The organism is Streptomyces sp. NBC_00258 (assembly GCF_036182465.1).
Taxonomy (GTDB): Bacteria; Actinomycetota; Actinomycetes; order Streptomycetales; family Streptomycetaceae; genus Streptomyces.
This window is the reverse complement of sequence record NZ_CP108081.1, coordinates 4353870-4372471: the sequence shown is the minus strand read 5'-3', so window position 1 is coordinate 4372471 and position 18602 is coordinate 4353870. Positions and strand designations below refer to the sequence as shown.

Annotated in this window: 15 protein-coding genes; 6 read left to right on the top strand and 9 right to left on the bottom strand. The window is 69.3% G+C overall.

Going from position 1 to position 18602, the window contains the following annotated elements; genetic code table 11:
• The first annotated feature begins 167 nt into the window (after positions 1-167).
• The 4 genes from OG718_RS19290 (at position 168) to OG718_RS19275 (ending at position 4339) form a co-directional block, all read left to right on the top strand.
• Positions 168-1148, top strand: coding sequence for a tetratricopeptide repeat protein (locus tag OG718_RS19290; protein ID WP_143636137.1), 981 nt, complete (start codon positions 168-170; stop codon positions 1146-1148).
• A gap of 620 nt (positions 1149-1768) precedes the next feature.
• A complete protein-coding gene (locus OG718_RS19285; protein ID WP_143636135.1) occupies positions 1769-2404 on the top strand; it encodes a DUF6230 family protein in 636 nt (211 codons plus the stop codon).
• 101 nt (positions 2405-2505) lie between these two features.
• On the top strand, positions 2506-3045 hold the full coding sequence (locus tag OG718_RS19280; RefSeq protein WP_055614528.1) for a DUF6114 domain-containing protein: 540 nt from the start codon (positions 2506-2508) through the stop codon (positions 3043-3045).
• A complete protein-coding gene (locus OG718_RS19275) occupies positions 3035-4339 on the top strand; it encodes a hypothetical protein (protein ID WP_143636133.1) in 1305 nt (434 codons plus the stop codon). Before OG718_RS19280 ends, OG718_RS19275 begins: the two co-directional genes overlap by 11 nt.
• Positions 4340-4500: 161 nt before the next feature.
• Here OG718_RS19275 and pyk read toward each other — a convergent pair whose 3' ends face one another.
• From pyk to pta, 3 genes are all read right to left on the bottom strand, one after another.
• Entirely contained in the window at positions 4501-5919 is a 1419-nt protein-coding gene (gene pyk / locus OG718_RS19270) for a pyruvate kinase (RefSeq protein WP_143636131.1), read from the bottom strand.
• A 145-nt stretch (positions 5920-6064) separates the two neighbouring features.
• On the bottom strand, positions 6065-7285 hold the full coding sequence (locus tag OG718_RS19265) for an acetate kinase (RefSeq protein ID WP_328844681.1): 1221 nt from the start codon (positions 7283-7285) through the stop codon (positions 6065-6067).
• Positions 7282-9411, bottom strand: a complete 2130-nt coding sequence (gene pta, locus OG718_RS19260) for a phosphate acetyltransferase (RefSeq protein ID WP_328844680.1) — start codon at positions 9409-9411, stop codon at positions 7282-7284. The genes OG718_RS19265 and pta overlap by 4 nt, the downstream gene beginning before the upstream one ends.
• Positions 9412-9678: 267 nt before the next feature.
• Between pta and OG718_RS19255 the strand changes: the two genes are divergently transcribed.
• Complete coding sequence (locus tag OG718_RS19255) at positions 9679-10704, top strand: ATP-dependent 6-phosphofructokinase (protein WP_143636125.1); 1026 nt, start codon at positions 9679-9681, stop codon at positions 10702-10704.
• A 118-nt stretch (positions 10705-10822) separates the two neighbouring features.
• Here OG718_RS19255 and OG718_RS19250 read toward each other — a convergent pair whose 3' ends face one another.
• Positions 10823-11536, bottom strand: coding sequence for a helix-turn-helix domain-containing protein (locus tag OG718_RS19250; protein ID WP_186001132.1), 714 nt, complete (start codon positions 11534-11536; stop codon positions 10823-10825).
• 202 nt (positions 11537-11738) lie between these two features.
• On the opposite strand from OG718_RS19250, the gene OG718_RS19245 reads away from it, so the two are divergent.
• Positions 11739-12191: a PPOX class F420-dependent oxidoreductase gene (locus OG718_RS19245; protein ID WP_328844678.1), complete on the top strand. Its 453-nt coding sequence runs from the start codon at positions 11739-11741 to the stop codon at positions 12189-12191.
• A gap of 95 nt (positions 12192-12286) precedes the next feature.
• Here OG718_RS19245 and OG718_RS19240 read toward each other — a convergent pair whose 3' ends face one another.
• The 5 genes from OG718_RS19240 to OG718_RS19220 all read right to left on the bottom strand — a co-directional run bounded on the left by OG718_RS19240 (position 12287) and on the right by OG718_RS19220 (position 18461).
• Positions 12287-13132, bottom strand: a complete 846-nt coding sequence (locus OG718_RS19240) for a carbohydrate ABC transporter permease (protein ID WP_143636121.1) — start codon at positions 13130-13132, stop codon at positions 12287-12289.
• A 1-nt stretch (position 13133) separates the two neighbouring features.
• Positions 13134-14081 carry a carbohydrate ABC transporter permease gene (locus tag OG718_RS19235; protein WP_143636119.1) on the bottom strand — a complete coding sequence of 316 codons (948 nt, stop codon included), beginning with the start codon at positions 14079-14081 and terminating at the stop codon, positions 13134-13136.
• 95 nt (positions 14082-14176) lie between these two features.
• Positions 14177-15544 (bottom strand): extracellular solute-binding protein, encoded by a 1368-nt coding sequence (locus OG718_RS19230; protein WP_143636117.1) that lies wholly within the window; start codon positions 15542-15544, stop codon positions 14177-14179.
• Between the two features lie 491 nt (positions 15545-16035).
• Entirely contained in the window at positions 16036-16728 is a 693-nt protein-coding gene (locus OG718_RS19225; protein ID WP_143636116.1) for a response regulator, read from the bottom strand.
• On the bottom strand, positions 16725-18461 hold the full coding sequence (locus OG718_RS19220) for a sensor histidine kinase (RefSeq protein WP_328844677.1): 1737 nt from the start codon (positions 18459-18461) through the stop codon (positions 16725-16727). The genes OG718_RS19225 and OG718_RS19220 overlap by 4 nt, the downstream gene beginning before the upstream one ends.
• Positions 18462-18602 lie beyond the last annotated feature (141 nt).

Below are 18602 nucleotides of genomic sequence, written 5' to 3'. Positions count from 1 at the left end.
GACAGTTACGCTACGACCCGTAGCGAAAGCTCGTGCGTGAGCGACAACCGCGCGGCGCCAGGTGGGGACCCGGCGCCAGGACCGACGTTGACCAGTACTGGACCACGTGAGCGACCAGCTTTCACAACGCTTTTCACACAGGCGCGCGGAGGGGGGAGGATAGACGCATGCAGCCACGGAACATGTCCATGAGCGGAGTCGTCGACCTCGCCGCGGTGAAGGCGGCCCAAGAGGCCAAGGCGAAGGCGGAGCAGGCGCGTGCGGAAGCGGCGCGGCAGGGCGGCGGAGCCGTCTCCGCGGTGTCGCCGTCGAGTCTCGTCATCGACGTCGACGAGGCGGGTTTTGAGCGGGACGTCCTGCAGCGCTCCACCGAGGTGCCGGTCGTCATCGACTTCTGGGCCGAGTGGTGCGAGCCGTGCAAGCAGCTCAGCCCGCTCCTGGAGCGGCTCACCGCCGAGTACAACGGCCGGTTCGTCCTCGCCAAGATCGACGTCGACGCGAATCAGATGTTGATGCAGCAGTTCGGGATCCAGGGGATCCCGGCGGTGTTCGCGGTGGTGGCCGGGCAGGCCCTGCCGCTCTTCCAGGGCGCCGCCCCCGAGGCCCAGATCCGGGGCACCCTCGACCAGCTCGTACAGGTCGCCGAGGAGCGCTTCGGTCTGACGGGCCTGACCGTCGACCCGGACGGCGAGCAGGGCGAGCAGCCCGCGGAGCCCCAGGTCCCGGCCGGTCCGTACGACGCGCTGCTCGAAGCCGCCGTACAGGCCCTGGACGCGGGCGACTTCGGCGGCGCGGTGCAGGCGTACAAGAACGTGCTGAGTGACGACCCGGGCAACACGGAGGCCAAGCTCGGCCTGGCCCAGGCCGAGTTGCTCCAGCGGGTGCAGGCCGCCGACCCGCAGCAGGTGCGCAAGGAGGCCGCCGACAATCCCGGTGACGTAGCGGCGCAGATCGCCGCCGCCGACCTGGATCTGGTGGGCGGCCATGTCGAGGACGCCTTCGGGCGGCTCGTCGACGCGGTGGCGCGTACAGCGGGTGACGACCGGGACGCGGCGCGCGTACGGCTTCTTGAGCTCTTCGAGGTCGTGGGACCCGACGACCCCCGTGTCGCCGCGGCGCGCCGGGCGCTGGCCCGGGCCCTGTTCTGACCAGTCGCTAAACGTCGGGACCCGTGGTGCCCGAGTGAAGGATTTGGCGACAGAGCGACACTGCGGCCGCGTTTTACCAAAACTTGGTAAACGTGGCCGCTGTTACTGCGAGTAAGTCAGAGGCGGTGATCTGTCGGATTCCGTCCAAGGTTCGATCACTTTGTCACCGCCCTTGGTGCCACCCAGAGTTGTCGGCCGATACCGACGGGTCGTTGTTCGGTTATCCGGCCGTTACTAGCCAGTAACGAACCCCCTTGTGCGGGCGGCGAGAATGCACCACGATCGGCGACGCTCGGTCCATTCCCCTTCTCCGACAGCCAATCGGGTCAGCGGGTTTCCTTGGGTCCCCACCGAGTAGGGACGGCGGCAGTGGAGCCGGCCCTTGGGCAGGGGGGTCTTCGCCGTTCGGTGGAGCCTGTCCGGCAGGTTGTGCGTGAAGTGTTCAGGCGCGACCAGTGGTTGTCGCTCGGGGGTGATCGCCGGTGATTCGGGTGCGTTCCGCGCCTCCGGGTTGGGGCGCTCTCCTTCCCGAGGACGTAGCACTTCTCCCATCCCTGCCCGGCTGAGCCGCCGTCTGGGGGCAGCCAGGGCCGGAGATGTACGTCCGAGAAGGAGGAAATATGGAGTCCCAGGTGCGTGGCGGGACCAGATGGAAGCGGTTCGCGGTAGTCATGGTGCCCAGTGTGGCCGCGACCGCCGCGATAGGTGTCGCCCTGGCTCAGGGTGCTCTCGCCGCGTCGTTCAGCGTGTCGGGTCAGTCGTTCAAGGTGACGGCGGACCGGCTCGACGGTGTTGGCTTCTCGCAGTACGGGGCCATCGACCAGGGCTACACGCTCAAGGGTGAGAAGACGGCGCACCCGGTTGCGGTGTCGGCGTTCAAGAGCGCCAAGATCACCAACATGTGCCAGTCCGTGGTCACCCCGGACATCCCGTTGATCGGTTCCGTCAGCCTCACGCTGAAGGCCGGCGGCGGCAGCACGCCGGTCGAGGCCGAGAACCTCTACATCGACGTCGAGGATCTGCAGGCCAACGCGACCTTCCGCAACATCGACATCGGTGTTGCCGCCGGGAACGCCGACAAGGGCCCCGGCATGAAGGGCGGCAAGGAGCAGGCGAACCCCTACGGTTTCGCCCAGCAGGCCGACTCGGCCACGCTGACCGACGTGAAGCAGACGGCGTGGGCGACCACCGCCGGCACCTTCAAGCTCAGCGGCCTGAAGATGTCGCTGTCCAAGGGTGTCAAGGAGTGCTACTAGGCACTCCGTGGGCGGGTGAGGGAGCCTCGCTGCCTCGCCCGCCCGTCCCTTTTCGTAGTACGTGAAACCCTCAGCAACGCCGTTCCAGGGAGCTGTTTTCCATGAGCGCCGAGACTCCTGCCGCGCGCGGTCAATTCCACATCTGGCGGCTGCGGTTCCGTGCCTGGCGGGGCGGCCGGCCGTTCTGGGCGGGCCTGTTCATCCTGATCGCCGGATTCCCGATCGCATACCTTCCGTACGCGAATCTGCAGATCGGGCATCTCACGCTGGCCATGGCGACGACCGCGGGTGCGGGATCCCTCATCATCGGCGTACTCCTGGGCGTTCTCGGAATCAGCCTCTGGTACCAGAAGCACATCCGGACCTTCGCCGGTGTCGCGGCCATCCTGCTGGGCCTGGTGTCGCTGCCGGTGTCCAACTTCGGAGGCTTCTTCGTCGGCTTCCTGCTGTCCCTGGTGGGCGGCGGAATGGCCGTGGCCTGGGCCCCGGGCGAGGAGCCCGCCGCGCGCCCGGCCGAGACGGACCGTACGGACAAGGGAGACGCTCCGGAGGCCGCACTGGCCAACGGCGCGAGCGAGCCGAACGATCTGTCAGGAACGAGCCCGACGAACGGGGCGAACGGGAGGCACAGTGCCGGCTGACGAGGTCCAATACGCGGGCCCCGCGGGGGAGTCCCGTGAGAGAACCGGGCCGCGGCACGCAGCCCCCAAGAAGCCGTTGTTCACCAGGTTGCACGTGCCCGCGGGCAAGGCGATAGCCATCGCGTCGATGCCGACGGCCATCCTCATGGGGATGGGCTTCACACCGACGCTCGCCCGGGCCGAGGACAAGCCGTCGGCCAAGAACCTGACGATCGACGAGTACAAGGACTGCGTCGACGCGCTGGAGGAGGAGACCGAAGAGGCCAAGGACGACGCGTCCCCCACGCCGTCGCCCTCCGCCTCGACGAGCACCCCCGCGGACGACGAGAAGGAGCCGAGTGCCTCGGACCCCTCGGGTTCGGACACGTCGGGCTCGGGCTCTTCGTCGGATTCAGGTTCCGACGACAAGCCCGAACCGACGCCGTCCGCCTCGGAGTCCAAGGCGCCCGCCGAGAAGACCGAGCCGACACCGACGCCCTCCCCCTCGGCGTCCGAGTCGAAGAACCCGCTCGACCCCCTGGGTCTCGGCGAGGCGATCAAGGACATCTTCACCCCCGACGAGGAGAAGACGGCGACCCCGACGCCGACCCCCTCCGCGTCGACCCCCGCGGCCGAGAAGCCCGCCGAGAAGCCGGCGGACAAGGCCGAGGACCCGGTCAAGGACACGGTGGAGAAGGCCGAGGACACGGTCAAGGACGTCACCGACGCGGCGACGGACGCGGCCGAGGACACCGCGGAGAAGGCGGAGGAGGCGGCCGACGACGCCACCGCGTCCCCGACTCCCAGCCCGTCCGCGAGCTCCACCACGGACCCGGACGACTGCCCGACCGCCACGGACGACGAGAGCGGTGTCGAGCAGGGCATTCCCGCCCTGGCCGACGACCCCTGGCAGCTGGAGGCCAGTTCGCTGCTGCTCAAGGGCGCGGACTACCAGGGCATCGTCAAGGTGAAGACCGCCAGCGGCAAGGTCAAGAAGGTCCTCAAGTACGTGATCTCCGACGGGACCGACATCGGTGATCTGCACCAGACCGTCACCGACAAGCAGGCCGGCAAGACCTACCACGTGCAGGCGGGCAAGGGCACCACGTCCACCATCCGCGACGGTAAGACGGTCATGTACACGGAGAGCATCTCCGGCAACCTGCTCGGTCTGATCCCGATCACGTTCGACCCGGAGCACCCGCCGCCGCTGAACATCCCGCTGATCTACTTCACGAAGGTGAAGGTCGTACAGGCCGCCCAGTTCGGCGGGACGCTGACCGTCCCCGGGATGCACCAGTTCACGAGCGACTGACCCGGACGCCATGGACGGGCCGTACGCGGCCGTCCGGGCGCCCACCGGAGAAAACGACCTCCGGGAGCCGCAAAACACGCTGAGGGCGCCCCCTGCGCGGCAGGGGGCGCCCTCAGCGGCGTACAGCGGCCGTACCGCCGACAGGCGGCCGTACGGGCGGATCAGCCGCCCAGGTGGTGCACGCGGACCATGTTGGTGGTGCCGGGGACGCCGGGGGGCGAGCCGGCGGTCATCACGACGATGTCGCCCTCGCTGAAGCGGTTGAGCTTGCGCAGCTCCTGGTCGACCAGGTCGACCATCTCGTCGGTGCTGTTCACGAACGGCACGACGTAGGACTCGACGCCCCAGCTCAGCGCGAGCTGGTTGCGGGTGCCCTCCTCCGTGGTGAAGGCCACGATCGGCTGCTCGGCGCGGTAGCGGGAGAGCCGGCGGGCCGTGTCACCGGAGTTGGTGAAGGCCACCAGGCCCTTGCCGCCCAGGAAGTCCGCGATCTCGCACGCGGCACGGGCCACCGAACCACCCTGCGTACGCGGCTTCTTGCCGGGCACCAGCGGCTGCAGGCCCTTGGAGAGCAGCTCCTGCTCGGCCGCGACGACGATCTTCGACATCGTCTTCACGGTCTCGATCGGATACGCGCCCACGCTGGACTCGGCCGACAGCATGACCGCGTCCGCGCCGTCCAGGATCGCGTTGGCGACGTCGGACGCCTCGGCGCGCGTGGGGCGGGAGTTGGTGATCATCGACTCCATCATCTGGGTCGCCACGATCACCGGCTTGGCGTTGCGTCGGCACAGCTCCACGAGGCGCTTCTGCACCATCGGGACCTTTTCGAGGGGGTACTCGACGGCGAGGTCGCCACGGGCCACCATCACACCGTCGAAGGCCGCGACGACGGCCTCCATGTTCTCCACCGCCTGCGGCTTCTCCACCTTGGCGATGACGGGGACCCGGCGGCCCTCCTCGTCCATGATCTTGTGCACGTCGTTCACGTCGTGGGCGTCGCGCACGAAGGACAGCGCCACCAGGTCGCAGCCCATCCGCAGGGCGAAGCGCAGGTCCTCGACGTCCTTCTCGGACAGCGCAGGCACGTTCACGGCCGTGCCGGGCAGGTTGATGCCCTTGTGGTCCGAGATGACACCGCCCTCGATGACGATCGTCCTGACCTGGGCGCCCTCGACCTCGACGACCCGCAGCTCGACGTTGCCGTCGTTGATCAGGACCTGGTCGCCCTTGGAGACATCGCCCGGCAGACCCTTGTAGGTGGTGCCGCAGATCGACTTGTCGCCCGGGACGTCCTCGGTCGTGATGGTGAACTCGTCACCCCGCTCCAGCTCCACGGGGCCCTCGGCGAAGGTCTCCAGCCGGATCTTGGGGCCCTGCAGGTCGGCGAGCACGCCGATGGCGCGGCCCGTCTCCTGGGCGGCGGCCCGGACCCGGTCGTAACGGCCCTGGTGCTCGGCGTGGGAGCCGTGGCTGAAGTTGAAACGGGCCACGTTCATGCCGGCCTCGATCAGCGAGACGAGCTGTTCGTGGGAGTCGACGGCGGGGCCCAGTGTGCAGACGATTTTGGAACGGCGCATGGGGGCGATCCTATCGGTTTGTTTCGCTACGGAATATTCCGTCTGGTGGAAGATACAAATGGGCGGGTACGCGCTCAGGCGTGGGCCTGGCCGGCTTCCTCGGTGCTCTCTCCGAGCGGCTCGTCGGCAGCTTCCCGGCGGTTCCTCAGGCGTTCCCGTTCCTCACGAGTGCGTAGGTCTGGTCGGCGATCTCCAGTTCCTCGTCGGTCGGTACGACGGCCACCGCGACCCGCGCGCCCTCGGGCGAGATCAGGCGCGGCTCGCCGGACCGTACGGCGTTCAGCCCGCCGTCGACCGCCAGGCCCAGCGCCTGAAGGCCCGCGATCGCGGCCTCGCGCACGGGGGCGGCGTTCTCGCCGACGCCCGCCGTGAAGGCGACCGCGTCGACCCGGCCGAGCACCGCGTAGTACGCGCCGATGTACTTCTTCAGTCTGTGTATGTAGATGTCGAAGGCGAGCTGGGCCTGTGCGGCGTCCTCGGCACCCTCGTCGATGCGGCGGCGGATCTCACGCATGTCGTTGTCGCCGCACAGGCCGATCAGACCGCTCTTCTTGTTGAGAAGAGTGTCGATCTCGTCCGTGGACATCCCGCCAACACGCATCAAATGGAAGATGACCGCGGGATCCATGTCACCGGAGCGTGTACCCATCACGAGCCCCTCCAAGGGCGTCAGTCCCATGGAGGTGTCCACGCACCGGCCCTTCTCGACCGCCGACGCGGAGGCGCCGTTGCCGAGGTGCAGCACGATGACGTTCACCTCCTCCGGCGCCTTGCCCAGCAGCTCGGCGGTCGCGCGGGACACGTACGCGTGCGAGGTGCCGTGGAAGCCGTACCGGCGGATGCGGTGCTCGTCGGCGGTCTTCACGTCGATCGCGTAGCGGGCCGCGGCCTCCGGCATCGTCGTGTGGAACGCGGTGTCGAAGACGGCGACCTGCGGGAGGTCCGGGCGCAGCGCCTGGGCGGTACGGATTCCGGTGAGGTTGGCCGGGTTGTGCAGGGGCGCCACCGGGATGAGGCGCTCGATCTCGGCGAGGACGGCGTCGTCGACGACGGTCGGCTCGGTGAAGGTCTTGCCGCCGTGCACGACCCGGTGGCCGATCGCGGCCAGCTCGGGGGAGTCGAGGCCGAGCCCGTCCTTGGCCAGCTCCTCGGCGACGGCCTTCAGGGCGGCGTCGTGGTCGGCGATCGGCCCGGTCGTCTCGCGGGACTCGCCGGTGGCGAGGGGCGTGTGCTTCAGCCGGGAGGTCTCCTCGCCGATGCGCTCGACGAGCCCCACCGCCAGCCGGCTGCTGTCGCTCATGTCGAGCAGCTGGTACTTCACCGACGAGGAGCCGGAGTTGAGGACGAGGACGCGGGTGGCGGTCACTGGGCGGAGGCCTTCTGGGTCGGGGACGCGGACGGGGAGGTGGCCGAGGGACCCTGCTGGGCGGCTTGGGCCTGGATCGCCGTGATGGCGACGGTGTTCACGATGTCTCCGACCAGGGCGCCGCGGGACAGGTCGTTGACCGGCTTGCGCAGGCCCTGAAGGACCGGCCCGACGGCGATCGCGCCGGCGGAACGCTGCACGGCCTTGTACGTGTTGTTGCCGGTGTTGAGGTCCGGGAAGATCAGCACGGACGCCTGCCCGGCGACCTCCGACCCCGGCAGCTTGGTGGCCGCGACGGTCGGCTCGACGGCGGCGTCGTACTGGATCGGCCCCTCGATCTTCAGGTCGTCGCGGCGTGAGCGGACCAGCTCGGTGGCCGTGCGCACCTTGTCGACGTCCGCGCCCGAGCCCGACGTGCCGGTCGAGTACGAGAGCATCGCGATCCGCGGTTCGACGCCGAACTGCTCGGCGGTGGCGGCCGACTGGATGGCGATGTCGGCCAACTGCTCCGCGTTCGGGTCGGGGTTGACCGCGCAGTCCCCGTACACGAGGACCTTGTCGGCGAGGCACATGAAGAAGACCGAGGAGACGATCGACGCCTCCGGCTTGGTCTTGATGATCTCGAAGGCGGGCCGGATGGTGGCCGCCGTGGAGTGGACCGACCCGGACACCATGCCGTCGGCGAGCCCCTCCTCGACCATCAGCGTGCCGAAGTAGTTCACGTCCGAGACGACGTCGTACGCGAGCTCGACGGACACCCCCTTGTGGGAACGGAGCTGGGCGTACTTCTCGGCGAACCGGTCGCGCAGCTCGGAGGTGTGCGGGTCGATCAGCTGGGCGCCGCCGAGGTCGATGCCCAGGTCGGCGGCCTTCTTGCGGATCTGGTCGACCGGGCCGAGCAGCGTGAGGTCGCAGACACCGCGGCGCAGGAGCACCTCGGCGGCGTGCAGGACGCGGGCCTCGGTGCCCTCGGGCAGCACGACGCGCCGCTTGTCGGAGCGGGCCTGCTCCAGCAGCTTGTGCTCGAACATCATCGGCGTGACCCGGCCGCTGCTGGGTGCCGAGACCCGCTTCAGCAGGCCGCCGCTGTCCACGTACCGCTCGAAGAGACCGAGGGCCGTCTCCGCCTTGCGGGGCGTCGCGGCGTTCAACTTCCCTTCCATGCCGAAGAGTTCGGACGCCGTGAGGAAGGAGCCGGTCTCGACCGCGACCACCGGCGTGCCGGGGGCGAGGCGGGCGGCGAGGGTGAGGACCAGGTCGCTCGGCCGCTCGTTCAGGGTGAGCAGGACGCCCGCGATGGGCGGGGTGCCGGCGCTGTGCGCGGCGAGGGCGCCCACCACGAGGTCCGCGCGGTCGCCGGGCGTGACGACCATGCAGCCCGGGGTCAGCGCGCCCAGGAAGTTCGGCAGCATGGCGCCGCCGAAGACGAAGTTCAGCGCGTCGCGCGCGAGCCCCGAGTCGTCACCGAGGAGCACCTTGCCACCGAGGGTGTGCGCGATCTGGGCGACCGTCGGCGCGGAGAGCGCGGGCTCGTCCGGCAGCACGTAACACGGCACGGGGAGCCGGTTGTCGAGCCGCTCGAATATCTCCGCACGGTCGGCCGGGGCGACCCTGTTCACCACCATCGCGAGCACATCGCAGCCGAGCCCGTCGTAGGCGCGGAACGCGTTGCGGGTCTCCGCGAGCACCGACTCCGAGGTCTGCTTGCGGCCGCCCACGACCGGGATGACGGCGGCGCCGAACTCGTTCGCCAGCCGGGCGTTGAGCGCGAGCTCGTCGGGGAACTGCGTGTCCGCGTAGTCCGTACCGAGCACGAGGACGACGTCGTAGTCGCGGGCCACCCGGTGGAAGCGGTCGACGAGCTGGGAGACCAGTTCGTCGGCGCCCTGCTCGGCCTGGAGCGCGGACGCCTCGTGGTAGTCCATTCCGTAGACCGTCGTCGGGTCCTGGGCCAGCCGGTAGCGGGCCCGCAGCAGCTCGAAGAGACGGTCGGGCCCGTCGTGGACGAGCGGGCGGAACACCCCCACCCGGTCGACCTGGCGGGTCAGGAGCTCCATGACTCCCAGCTCGATGACCTGGCGGCCGTCTCCTCGGTCGATCCCGGTCACGTACACGCTGCGCGTCACGCGTGCTCTCCGTTTCCTCCGATAGCGGTAAAAAGGCAGCCGTTATCATCGGCTGTGCCCTCTTGACAATACCTCCGGGCATGGTTAGAGCGCCCGTCACGGCAGGGGGCGGACGGCGGCTCCGCCGAGGGGGAGCGGGGGCTTGAGGGGCGCGCCGAGGGCGTGCGCAGGCGCGGACAGCGCCCCCCTGCCGCCCATGAAACAATCGGACTGGCTCTCAGGTACCACAGGAGAAACAGCCCAACAGCGAGCAGGAGACACAGCACGATGCGCATCGGAGTTCTCACCGCAGGCGGCGACTGCCCGGGGCTGAACGCAGTGATCCGGTCGGTCGTGCACCGAGCCGTCACGAACTACGGCGATGAGGTCATCGGCTTCGAGGACGGCTACGCGGGGCTGCTCGAAGGCCACTACCGCAGCCTCGACCTCGACGCCGTCAGTGGCATCCTCGCCCGCGGCGGCACCATCCTCGGCTCCTCCCGCCTCCAGCGCGACCGCCTCCGCGAGGCCTGCGAGAACGCGCAGGACATGGCCCGTGAGTTCGGCATCGACGTGCTGATCCCGATCGGCGGCGAGGGCACCCTGACGGCGGCGCGCATGCTGTCGGACGCGGGCCTGCCGGTGGTCGGCGTCCCCAAGACGATCGACAACGACATCTCGTCGACGGACCGTACGTTCGGATTCGACACGGCGGTCGGTGTCGCCACGGAGGCGATGGACCGCCTCAAGACGACCGCCGAGTCCCACCAGCGGGTGATGGTCGTCGAGGTCATGGGCCGGCACGCAGGCTGGATCGCCCTGGAGTCCGGCATGGCGGCCGGCGCCCACGGCATCTGCCTGCCCGAGCGGGCCTTCGACCCGGCCGACCTGGTCAAGATGGTCGAGGAACGCTTCGCGCGGGGCAAGAAGTTCGCCGTCGTCTGCGTCGCCGAGGGCGCCCACCCCGCTGAGGGCACCATGGACTACGGCCACGGAGCGATCGACCAGTTCGGCCACGAGCGCTTCCAGGGCATCGGCACGGCGCTCGCGTACGAACTGGAGCGCCGCCTCGGCAAGGAGGCCAAGCCGGTCATCCTCGGCCACATCCAGCGCGGCGGCACACCGACCGCGTACGACCGGGTGCTGGCGACGCGCTTCGGATGGCACGCGGTCGAGGCCGCGCACCGGTCCGACTTCGGCCGGATGACCGCGCTGCGCGGCACGGACGTGGTGATGGTGCCGCTGGCGGAGGCGACCACCGAACTGAAGACGGTCCCGAAGGACCGCATGGACGAGGCGGAGTCGGTCTTCTAGAAGGCCGGCTTCCGGAAGACCTGTTGGTGAGGGGGCATCGCGGGCGGCCCGGGCGGTCGTTGCGGGCCTGCCCGGTCCGGGGCTTCCCAGCGGCCCCTGGCATCCCCGTCAACCGCGGTCAGGCGCTGTTGCGCTGGACCACCGACCAGAAGCGGTCGACGATCCGGTCCAGGAAGTCCCGGCCCGCGTCGTCGGCCTCACCGGCGGCCGCGCCGCCGCTCCAGCTCAGCGTGGCCACCATCTGCCCCTGGTACTCGGTGTGCAGCGCCCGCAGCACATCACCCACGAGCCGCCGGTCCAGCGGCAGCAGCTTGCCCACCGGCCGTACGTACGCCTGCCAGCGGGTCGTCACCGCGTTGCGCAGCATCTCCGCCAGCTTCGTCTCGTGGCCGGTGACCGTGACGAGGTCCGCCAGGGAGAGGTCGAGCACCTCGGCGAGCGCCGAGGACTGACGCTCGTTGCCGCGCCACTCGTCCGCCTCCTCCATCCGTACGTACACGAGGAGTTCGAGCCCCACGGCGCGCGCGACGTCCTCGGCCGCGAGACCGCGCGCGATCCGGTGCTCGCGCAACGTCCGCGGCGCGCCGATGAGATCGCCCGGCGAGCACCACAACACACCCGCGAGCGCGATGAGTTCGGTACTGCTCGGCGCGGCTATGCCCCGCTCCCAGGCGACGACCAGGTCCGGGGTCACATAGGGCAGCCCGAACGAGGCCTGCATGCCGTACGCGACATGCTCGGGCCCCATGCGCAGGGCCAGCCGCAGCTTGCGGGCGGCCGGGGCGTCGAAGGGCGGGGTGGGCTGTTGGGCCGACGGTTGGTGCACGCGCACAACGTATGGGTGCGGGGCTGCGATGACTACGGTCTGTTCGGCCAGGATCACGGATCGTGCGAACCTACGGTTTCGGATGTCTGACCGAGGCTTGTTCGGGGTGGCCGAAGATCAGCTGGTGGCGGGGTGGTGTGGAGATCAGGATGGCGGGCAGGGGCTCGTGCGGACGAGTCGGAAGGGCGGATCGAAGGTGGCAAGCGCCGTGAGCAGGATCGAAGGGCATATTCGCGAGCGACTGCTGGCGCCGAACTTCTGGCATCTGGCGACCGTGGGCGCGGACGGGTCGCCGCAGATCTCGCCCATGTGGGCGGACCTCGAAGACGAGTACGTCATGGTCAACACGTCGATGGGCCGCGTGAAGGAGGAGAATCTTCGGCGCAATCCGTTCGTTTCCCTGTCCCATCACGACGTCGAGAACCCCTACGACCGGGTGGAGATCCGGGGGCAGGTCGTCCGCTTCGTCGAGGGCGAGGTGGCCGAGCGGGCCATGGACCGGCTCACTCAGAAGTACATCGGTGAGGACCGGTATCCGTGGCTGCTGCCGGGCGAGCGGCGCGTGATGATCCTGATCGAGCCGACGCGGGTGCGGCATGTGGTGGGCGTGGAGAAGTTCCGGCCCGGGGTGCTTCCCGAGGTTTCCGAACCCGCCGAGTGACGCCGGCCTGTCTTCTCCCAGTACTGACGCCCTGACGCCCTGACGTTCACCTGGTCCCGGGCAAGGGTGGTCGGCTCTCCCGTTGTCGGGCCCTGTCACCCCTTGACCGCCCCACCCAGGGCAAACCCCCCGCCCAACCGCCTTGCCACCAGCACGTACAGCAGGATCACCGGTGTCGAGTAGATGATCGAGAACGCGGCCAGCTGCCCGTACACCACCGTCCCGCGGTTTCCGAAGAAGTCGTTGATGCTCACCGACGCCGGCATCTGGTCCGGGGTCAGCAGCAGCATGAAGGGGACGAAGAAGTTGCCCCACATCATCACGAACGAGAAGACGGTGACCACGGCCACTCCGGGGCCCATCAGCGGCAGCACGATCCGCAGGAGGGACTGGAACGAGGACGCGCCGTCCGTCCAGGCCGCCTCCTCCAGCTCCTTCGGTACGCCGTCCATGAAGTTCTTCATCAGCCAGATGGCGAAGGGCAGTTGGGACGCGGCGAAGAAGAAGATCGTGCCCTGCATCGTGTCGATCAGGTCCACCTGAACGAACAGGGCGTACACGGGAACCATGATCGCCGTGATCGGCAGGCACGTCGCGAAGAGGATCGTCAGGAGGAAGGGGCGGTTCAGGCGGGAGCGGAAGCGGGACAGCGGGTAGGCGGCCAGGGCCGCGCACACCACCGTCAGCAGCGTCGCCCCGCCGCACAGGATCAGGCTGTTGAGGAGAGGCGTGAACGTGACCTCCGGCGTCAGGACCGCGTCGAAGTTGTCGAGGGTGACGCCGTCCGGGACCTTCACCTTCAGGTCGGCCTTCGGGTCCACCGACGAGAGGAGGACCCAGACGAGGGGGAGGACGAACGTGGCCGCCAGGAAGAGAAGGCCCGCGTCGGCGGCGTAACGGCGGCTGCTGCGGCGGGACACGAGGGTCGTACTGCCGGGCATGTCAGACCTCCGTCCGCAGCAGGCGCATATAGACCAGGGAGAAGAGCGAGCCGACCACCAGAAGGAGCAGGGCCACGGCCGTTCCGTATCCGATCATGCTCTTCTGGAAGGCCTGTTCGTACATGAAGAGCGGGAGCGTCTGGCTGCGGTTTCCCGGGCCGCCTCTCGTCATCACCCAGATCAGACCGAAGACCGAGAGCGTCTGGAGGGTGTTCAGCATCAGGTTCGTACCGATGGAACGGCGGATCATCGGCAGCGTGATGTGCCACATCCGCCGCCAGCCGCCCGCGCCGTCCACCTCCGCCGCCTCCGTGATCTCCTTCGGGATCTCGTTCAGGGCCGCCGAATAGACCAGCATCGAGAAGGCCGTTCCCCGCCAGACGTTCGCGAAGGACACCGCGAGGATCGGAAGCGTGAACAGCCAGTTCTGGGACGGGAGATGGAGCCAGTCCAGAACGGCGTTCAACGTGCCCTCGCGGCGGAAGAAGGCGTAGAGCAGGAATCCCGCCACCACCTCCGGCAGCACCCAGGCGGCGACGACGATGCCGCCGGTGACCGTTCGGACCGGCTTCGACGCGCGCTGCATCAGTACCGCCAGGGTCAGGCCCAGCGTGTTCTGGCCGATCAGGGAACTCAGCACCGTGAACACCAGCGTCAGCCATACGGCGTTGAGGAACGCGTCGTCCTTGAACGCGGCCCGGAAGTTGTCGAAGCCGACGAACGACGACTCGGCCTGGCCGGTGAGCTGGAGATCCGTGAAGGCGATGTACGCGCAGTACGCGATGGGGCCGGCGAGGAAGAGGAGCAGAAGGACGACGGCGGGGGAGACGGGCAGCGCGCGCGTCAGGGCACGGCGGACATCGCGGCGGCCGCCCGACGGGCGCGGAGGGACGGCCGGGCCCGGCGCGGTCTTCACCACGCCGGGGCCCGCCGGAGGTGCGGAGGTCATGAGCGGCTGATCATTTCTCACTCATCCCCTGGTACGGCCGGTCGTCTTCCGGTGCGGCAGGGCCGGGCCCCGGCTCCGGTGCTTCCGGGCCCCGGTCATTTCTTGATGACCTGGTTGTCCGTGGCCGTCTTCAGTTCCTCGTCGTAGCTCTTCGCCGCCTCCTCGACCGAACTGTCGCCCGTCGTCACGCCCTCCATCGCCTCCTGGATGGCCGTCGAGACCTTCGGGTACGCGGGATACGCGGGGCGGTAGTGCGTGCTGGCCACCAGGTCCGTGAAGAACTTGATGCCGGGCTGCGCCTTCACGTACGCCGGGTCCTCGGCCACGTCCGTGCGCACCGAGATGCCGGAGTTGGCGACGTACCACTTCTGGGCGTTCTCCTTCGTCTGCATCGTCTTGATGAATTCGAAGGCCAGGTCGGGGTTGCCCGCCTTGCTCGGGATCGCCCAGGTCCAGCCGCCCGACATGCTCACCTTGCCGGGGGACTGGCCGGTCTGCGTCGGCATGTACGCGAGGCCCAGCTTCTCGGACCACTCGGGCCACTCGTGGCCGCTGCCCTCCAGCCAGTCCTGGGGGAGCCAGGAGCCGTCGAGGTTGATGCCGAGCTTGCCCTCGGGGAGGAACTCGCCGCGGACCCTCGTCGCGATGTTGGGGTCGAGCGCGTCCGAGACGTCCGGGCCGAGCTTCTCCTTGAACACCGTCTCGACGAACTCCAGAGAGTCCCTGAACCCCTGGCTTCCCGTGATCCACTTCTCGGACGCCGGGTCGTAGAGGGGGCTCTCGGTGGCCCCGGTGGCCGTTCCGTACAGGAGCATCTCGAAGCCCTGCATGGTGGCCGCCTCGCCCGCGGGCTTGCCCGTGTAGACGTTCAGGGGGATGACGCCGGGGACCGTCGTCTTGATCCTGCGGGCCGCTTCGAGGATGTCGTCCCAGGTCTTCGGCTGCCAGTCGGCGGGGAGTCCGGCCTTCTTGAAGATGGCCTTGTCGAACCAGAGGCCCCGGGTGTCGGTGCCGTCCGGGACGCCGTACGTCTTCCCGTCCCGCCCCTGCGCCGCCTCCTTCGCCGTGTCGATGAACTGGTCCCAGTCCTCCCACTTGCTCAGATACGGGTCCAGGGGCTTGAGATAGCCGCTCGTGATGTCGGAGTTGATCAGGAACGTGTCCTCGTAGACCAGGTCCGGGGCCGTCTTGGGCGAGCGGAGCATCTGCTGGAGCTTCGTGTAGTACTCCGAGTCCGGGGCCTTGATCGGGACGAGATCCACCCTCTTGCCGGGGTTGGCCTTCTCGAACTGCTCCTTGATGTCGGCAAGGTACGTGTCCATCACCTTGATGGAGTTGTCCGTCGACTGTTTGAAGGAGATCTTCACCGTGTCCGGATCACTTCCGGAGTCGCTTCCGCAGGCACTGAGCGCGGTGGCGGTGAGCAGGGTGGCGAGGAGAAGTGGAACGGCTGTGGGGCGCACGGGTACAACCTCCTGCTGGCCGACGTCTTTGTGGCCGGGTTGGGCTGCACGAGAACCTAAGAGGGCTGGTCCAGCCAGGTCAATGACTTTGCATGAGCAGTCCGCCACAGTGCGTGTGGTCGCGGACACTCAAGGTACTGCCCAGTCGCCCGCCCTGGCGGGGTGTCGGGCGACCGGAAGAGGAGCGTGACGTGCCGGAACAGGACGCGGCCGCACGGCAGTTGCTGCCGGCGCCGCCGCCCGTGGGCGTAGTGCTCGGCCGGATCTGCCTCGTGAACGACGAGGACATCCCGGCGGTCGGGGCGTATGCGCGGGGCGACTTGGGGCCTCGGCCGGCCGATCTCGCGCAGATCGAGCGGTCGGCGGCCTTCGGCTTCGGCCGGGAGACCGCCCACCGCGGCGGCGCCCGTCGGACGTGGTGGGACCGACGGTTCAAGTCGCGCTGTACGCAGGGGTGTTCGGCTCGGGGAGGTGGTGAGGCACCCGTTCGGCTAGCCCTTCACCCACCGGTACTGCAGCTCCGGTCTCCCCACCTGTCCGTACTGAGGACTGCGTCCCGCTCTCCCCGCGTCCACCAGGTGCTCCAGATAACGCCGGGCCGTGATCCGGGAGATCCCGACGGCCTCCGCGACGCCCGTCGCGGTCAGCCCCTCCTCGGAGTCGCGCAGGGCCCGGGTCACCCGCTCCAGAGTGGGTGCGCTCAGCCCTTTGGGCAGGGCCGCAGGACCGGGGGCCCGGAGGGTGGCGAGGGCGCGGTCGACCTCGTCCTGGCCGCTGGCCTCGCCGGCCGCCGCGTGGAACTCGGCATAGCGCACCAGGCGGTCACGGAGAGTGGCGAAGGTGAACGGCTTCAGTACGTACTGCACCACTCCCAGTGACACGCCCTCCCGCACCACCGTCAGGTCGCGCGCCGAGGTCACCGCGATGACGTCCGCGTGGTGGCCGGCGGCGCGCAGCGAGCGAGCCAGCTGCAGGCCGTGCACGTCCGGCAGGTGGAGGTCCAGGAGGAGCAGGTCCACGGGCATGCGGTCCAGCGCCCGCCGGGCCTCCGCGCCCGTGTGGGCCTTGCCGACGGCCGTGAAACCGGGCACCCGCCCCACGTACAGGACATGCGCGTCCGCCGCGACGGGATCGTCCTCGACGACCAGGACGCGGATGTCCCGCGAGGGGGAAGGCGTGCTCATACGGTGCCTCCGTGCGGCGTCGGCTCGGGCGCGGGCTCATGCGTGGGCCCAGGACCGCCGCCGGACCCGTCCCCGGACCCGTCCCCGGCCCCTGACCCGGACTCGGGCCCGGCGTGGACCTTAGTCCTCTCCCGCCCCGACGTCGGCAGCGGCAGCCGTACCTCGAAGGACGCTCCGCCGCCCGGGGCCTCCGTCACGGTCAGTGTCCCGTCGTGCCGGGCCACCGCCTGCCGTACGAGGGCCAGGCCCAGCCCCCGCCCGCCGGGCCCCGCGGGCTTGGTGGACCACCCGCGCTGGAAGACAGCCTCCGCGTGGGCCGGGTCCACACCCGTACCGGTGTCGACGACCCGCAGGACCAGCCCCTCGGCGTCCGCGATCGCCGTCACCGTGACACGGGCGCCGACCGTGCCCTGCGCCGCGTCCACGGCGTTGTCGATCAGGTTGCCGAGGACCGTCACCAGGTCACGGGAGGGCAGGGACTCGGGGAGCAGGCCGTCGTCGATGCTGCTGTCCTCGGAGACCACCAGTTCCACGCCACGCTCGTTCGCCTGGGCCGTCTTGCCCAGGAGCAGGGCGGCCAGCACCGGCTCGCTGACCGCCGCGACGACCTGGTCGGTCAGCGCCTGGGCCAGTTCCAGCTCGGCCGTGGCGAAGTCGACGGCCTCCTCGGCCCGGTCCAGCTCGATCAGGGAGACGACGGTGTGGAGGCGGTTCGCGGCCTCGTGCGCCTGCGAGCGCAGGGCGGTGGTGAAGCCCCGCTCGGAGTCCAACTCGCCCATCAGGGACTGCAGTTCGGTCACATCGCGCAGGGTCACGACCGTGCCCCGGCGCTCACCGCCCGACACCGGCGAGGTGTTCACGACGAGCACCCGCGACTCGGTCAGATGCACCTCGTCCACGCGCGGTTCCCCGGACAGCAGCGCCCCCGTCAGTGGCGTGGGCAGGCCGATGTCCGCCACCGAGCGGCCCACCACGTCGTCGGTCACATCGAGCAGCTCGCGCCCGCCGTCGTTGATCAGCGCCACCCGGAACTGCCCGTCCAGCATCAGCAGCCCCTCGCGCACGGCGTGCAGCGCGGCCTCGTGGTAGTCGTGCATCCGGCTGAGCTCGGCCGCGTTCATCCCGTGGGTGGAGCGGCGCAGCCTGGCGTTTATGACGTACGTACCGACGGCGCCCAGGGCCAGGGCGGCGGCCGCGACGCCGATCAGGGCCTGCACCTGGCCCTCGACCCGCTGGCTGATCTCGTCGACCTTGATGCCCGCACTGACGAGGCCGACGATGCGGCCGTCGTCGTAGATCGGCGTGACGGCCCGCACGGACTCGCCGAGGGTGCCGGTGTACGTCTCGGTGAAGGGATGGCCGAGGAGCGCGGACTGCGTGTTGCCGAGGAAGTGCTTGCCGATCAGGTCCTTGTTGGGGTGCGTCCAGCGGATGCCCTCGGGGTTCATGATCGTGACGAAGTCGACCTGGGCGTCGCGCTGCACCGACGTCGCGTACGGCTGGAGCGTCTTCGTCGGGTCGTCCGTACGGATGGCCTCCCGTACGGACGGGGAGTCCGCGACCGAGCGGGCCACCGCCATGGCCTGGCGGCCCGCCGCGTCCTCGGCCTGGCTGCGGTCACTGATGTAGGTGAAGAGCGCACAGCCCGCGACCACGACCGCGACGAGCACGGCCTGCATGGCAAAGAGCTGACCAGCCAGGCTGCGGGGTCGTGGAGCACGGGGGAGGCGCATGGAAACAGTCTGCCCCTCCGGATAAGCATGAACTAAATGAACGGAAGGGTGACCGGCCTCACAAGGCGGGAGATAGTCACCGACAACCCCCGGACGTGAGCCGCACGCCGGATGATGCCGACGACGTCGTCAAGGAGGGCA

Bases quoted from the DNA above. Each gene is read 5' to 3' on its own strand.
- OG718_RS19220 (WP_328844677.1), bottom strand. From the start codon at position 18,461: ATGCGCCTCCCCCGTGCTCCACGACCCCGCAGCCTGGCTGGTCAGCTC.
- OG718_RS19285 (WP_143636135.1), top strand. From the start codon at position 1,769: ATGGAGTCCCAGGTGCGTGGCGGGACCAGATGGAAGCGGTTCGCGGTA.
- OG718_RS19280 (WP_055614528.1), top strand. From the start codon at position 2,506: ATGAGCGCCGAGACTCCTGCCGCGCGCGGTCAATTCCACATCTGGCGG.
- OG718_RS19225 (WP_143636116.1), bottom strand. From the start codon at position 16,728: ATGAGCACGCCTTCCCCCTCGCGGGACATCCGCGTCCTGGTCGTCGAG.
- OG718_RS19290 (WP_143636137.1), top strand. From the start codon at position 168: ATGCAGCCACGGAACATGTCCATGAGCGGAGTCGTCGACCTCGCCGCG.
- OG718_RS19240 (WP_143636121.1), bottom strand. From the start codon at position 13,132: ATGCCCGGCAGTACGACCCTCGTGTCCCGCCGCAGCAGCCGCCGTTAC.
- pyk (WP_143636131.1), bottom strand. From the start codon at position 5,919: ATGCGCCGTTCCAAAATCGTCTGCACACTGGGCCCCGCCGTCGACTCC.
- OG718_RS19255 (WP_143636125.1), top strand. From the start codon at position 9,679: ATGCGCATCGGAGTTCTCACCGCAGGCGGCGACTGCCCGGGGCTGAAC.
- OG718_RS19235 (WP_143636119.1), bottom strand. From the start codon at position 14,081: ATGACCTCCGCACCTCCGGCGGGCCCCGGCGTGGTGAAGACCGCGCCG.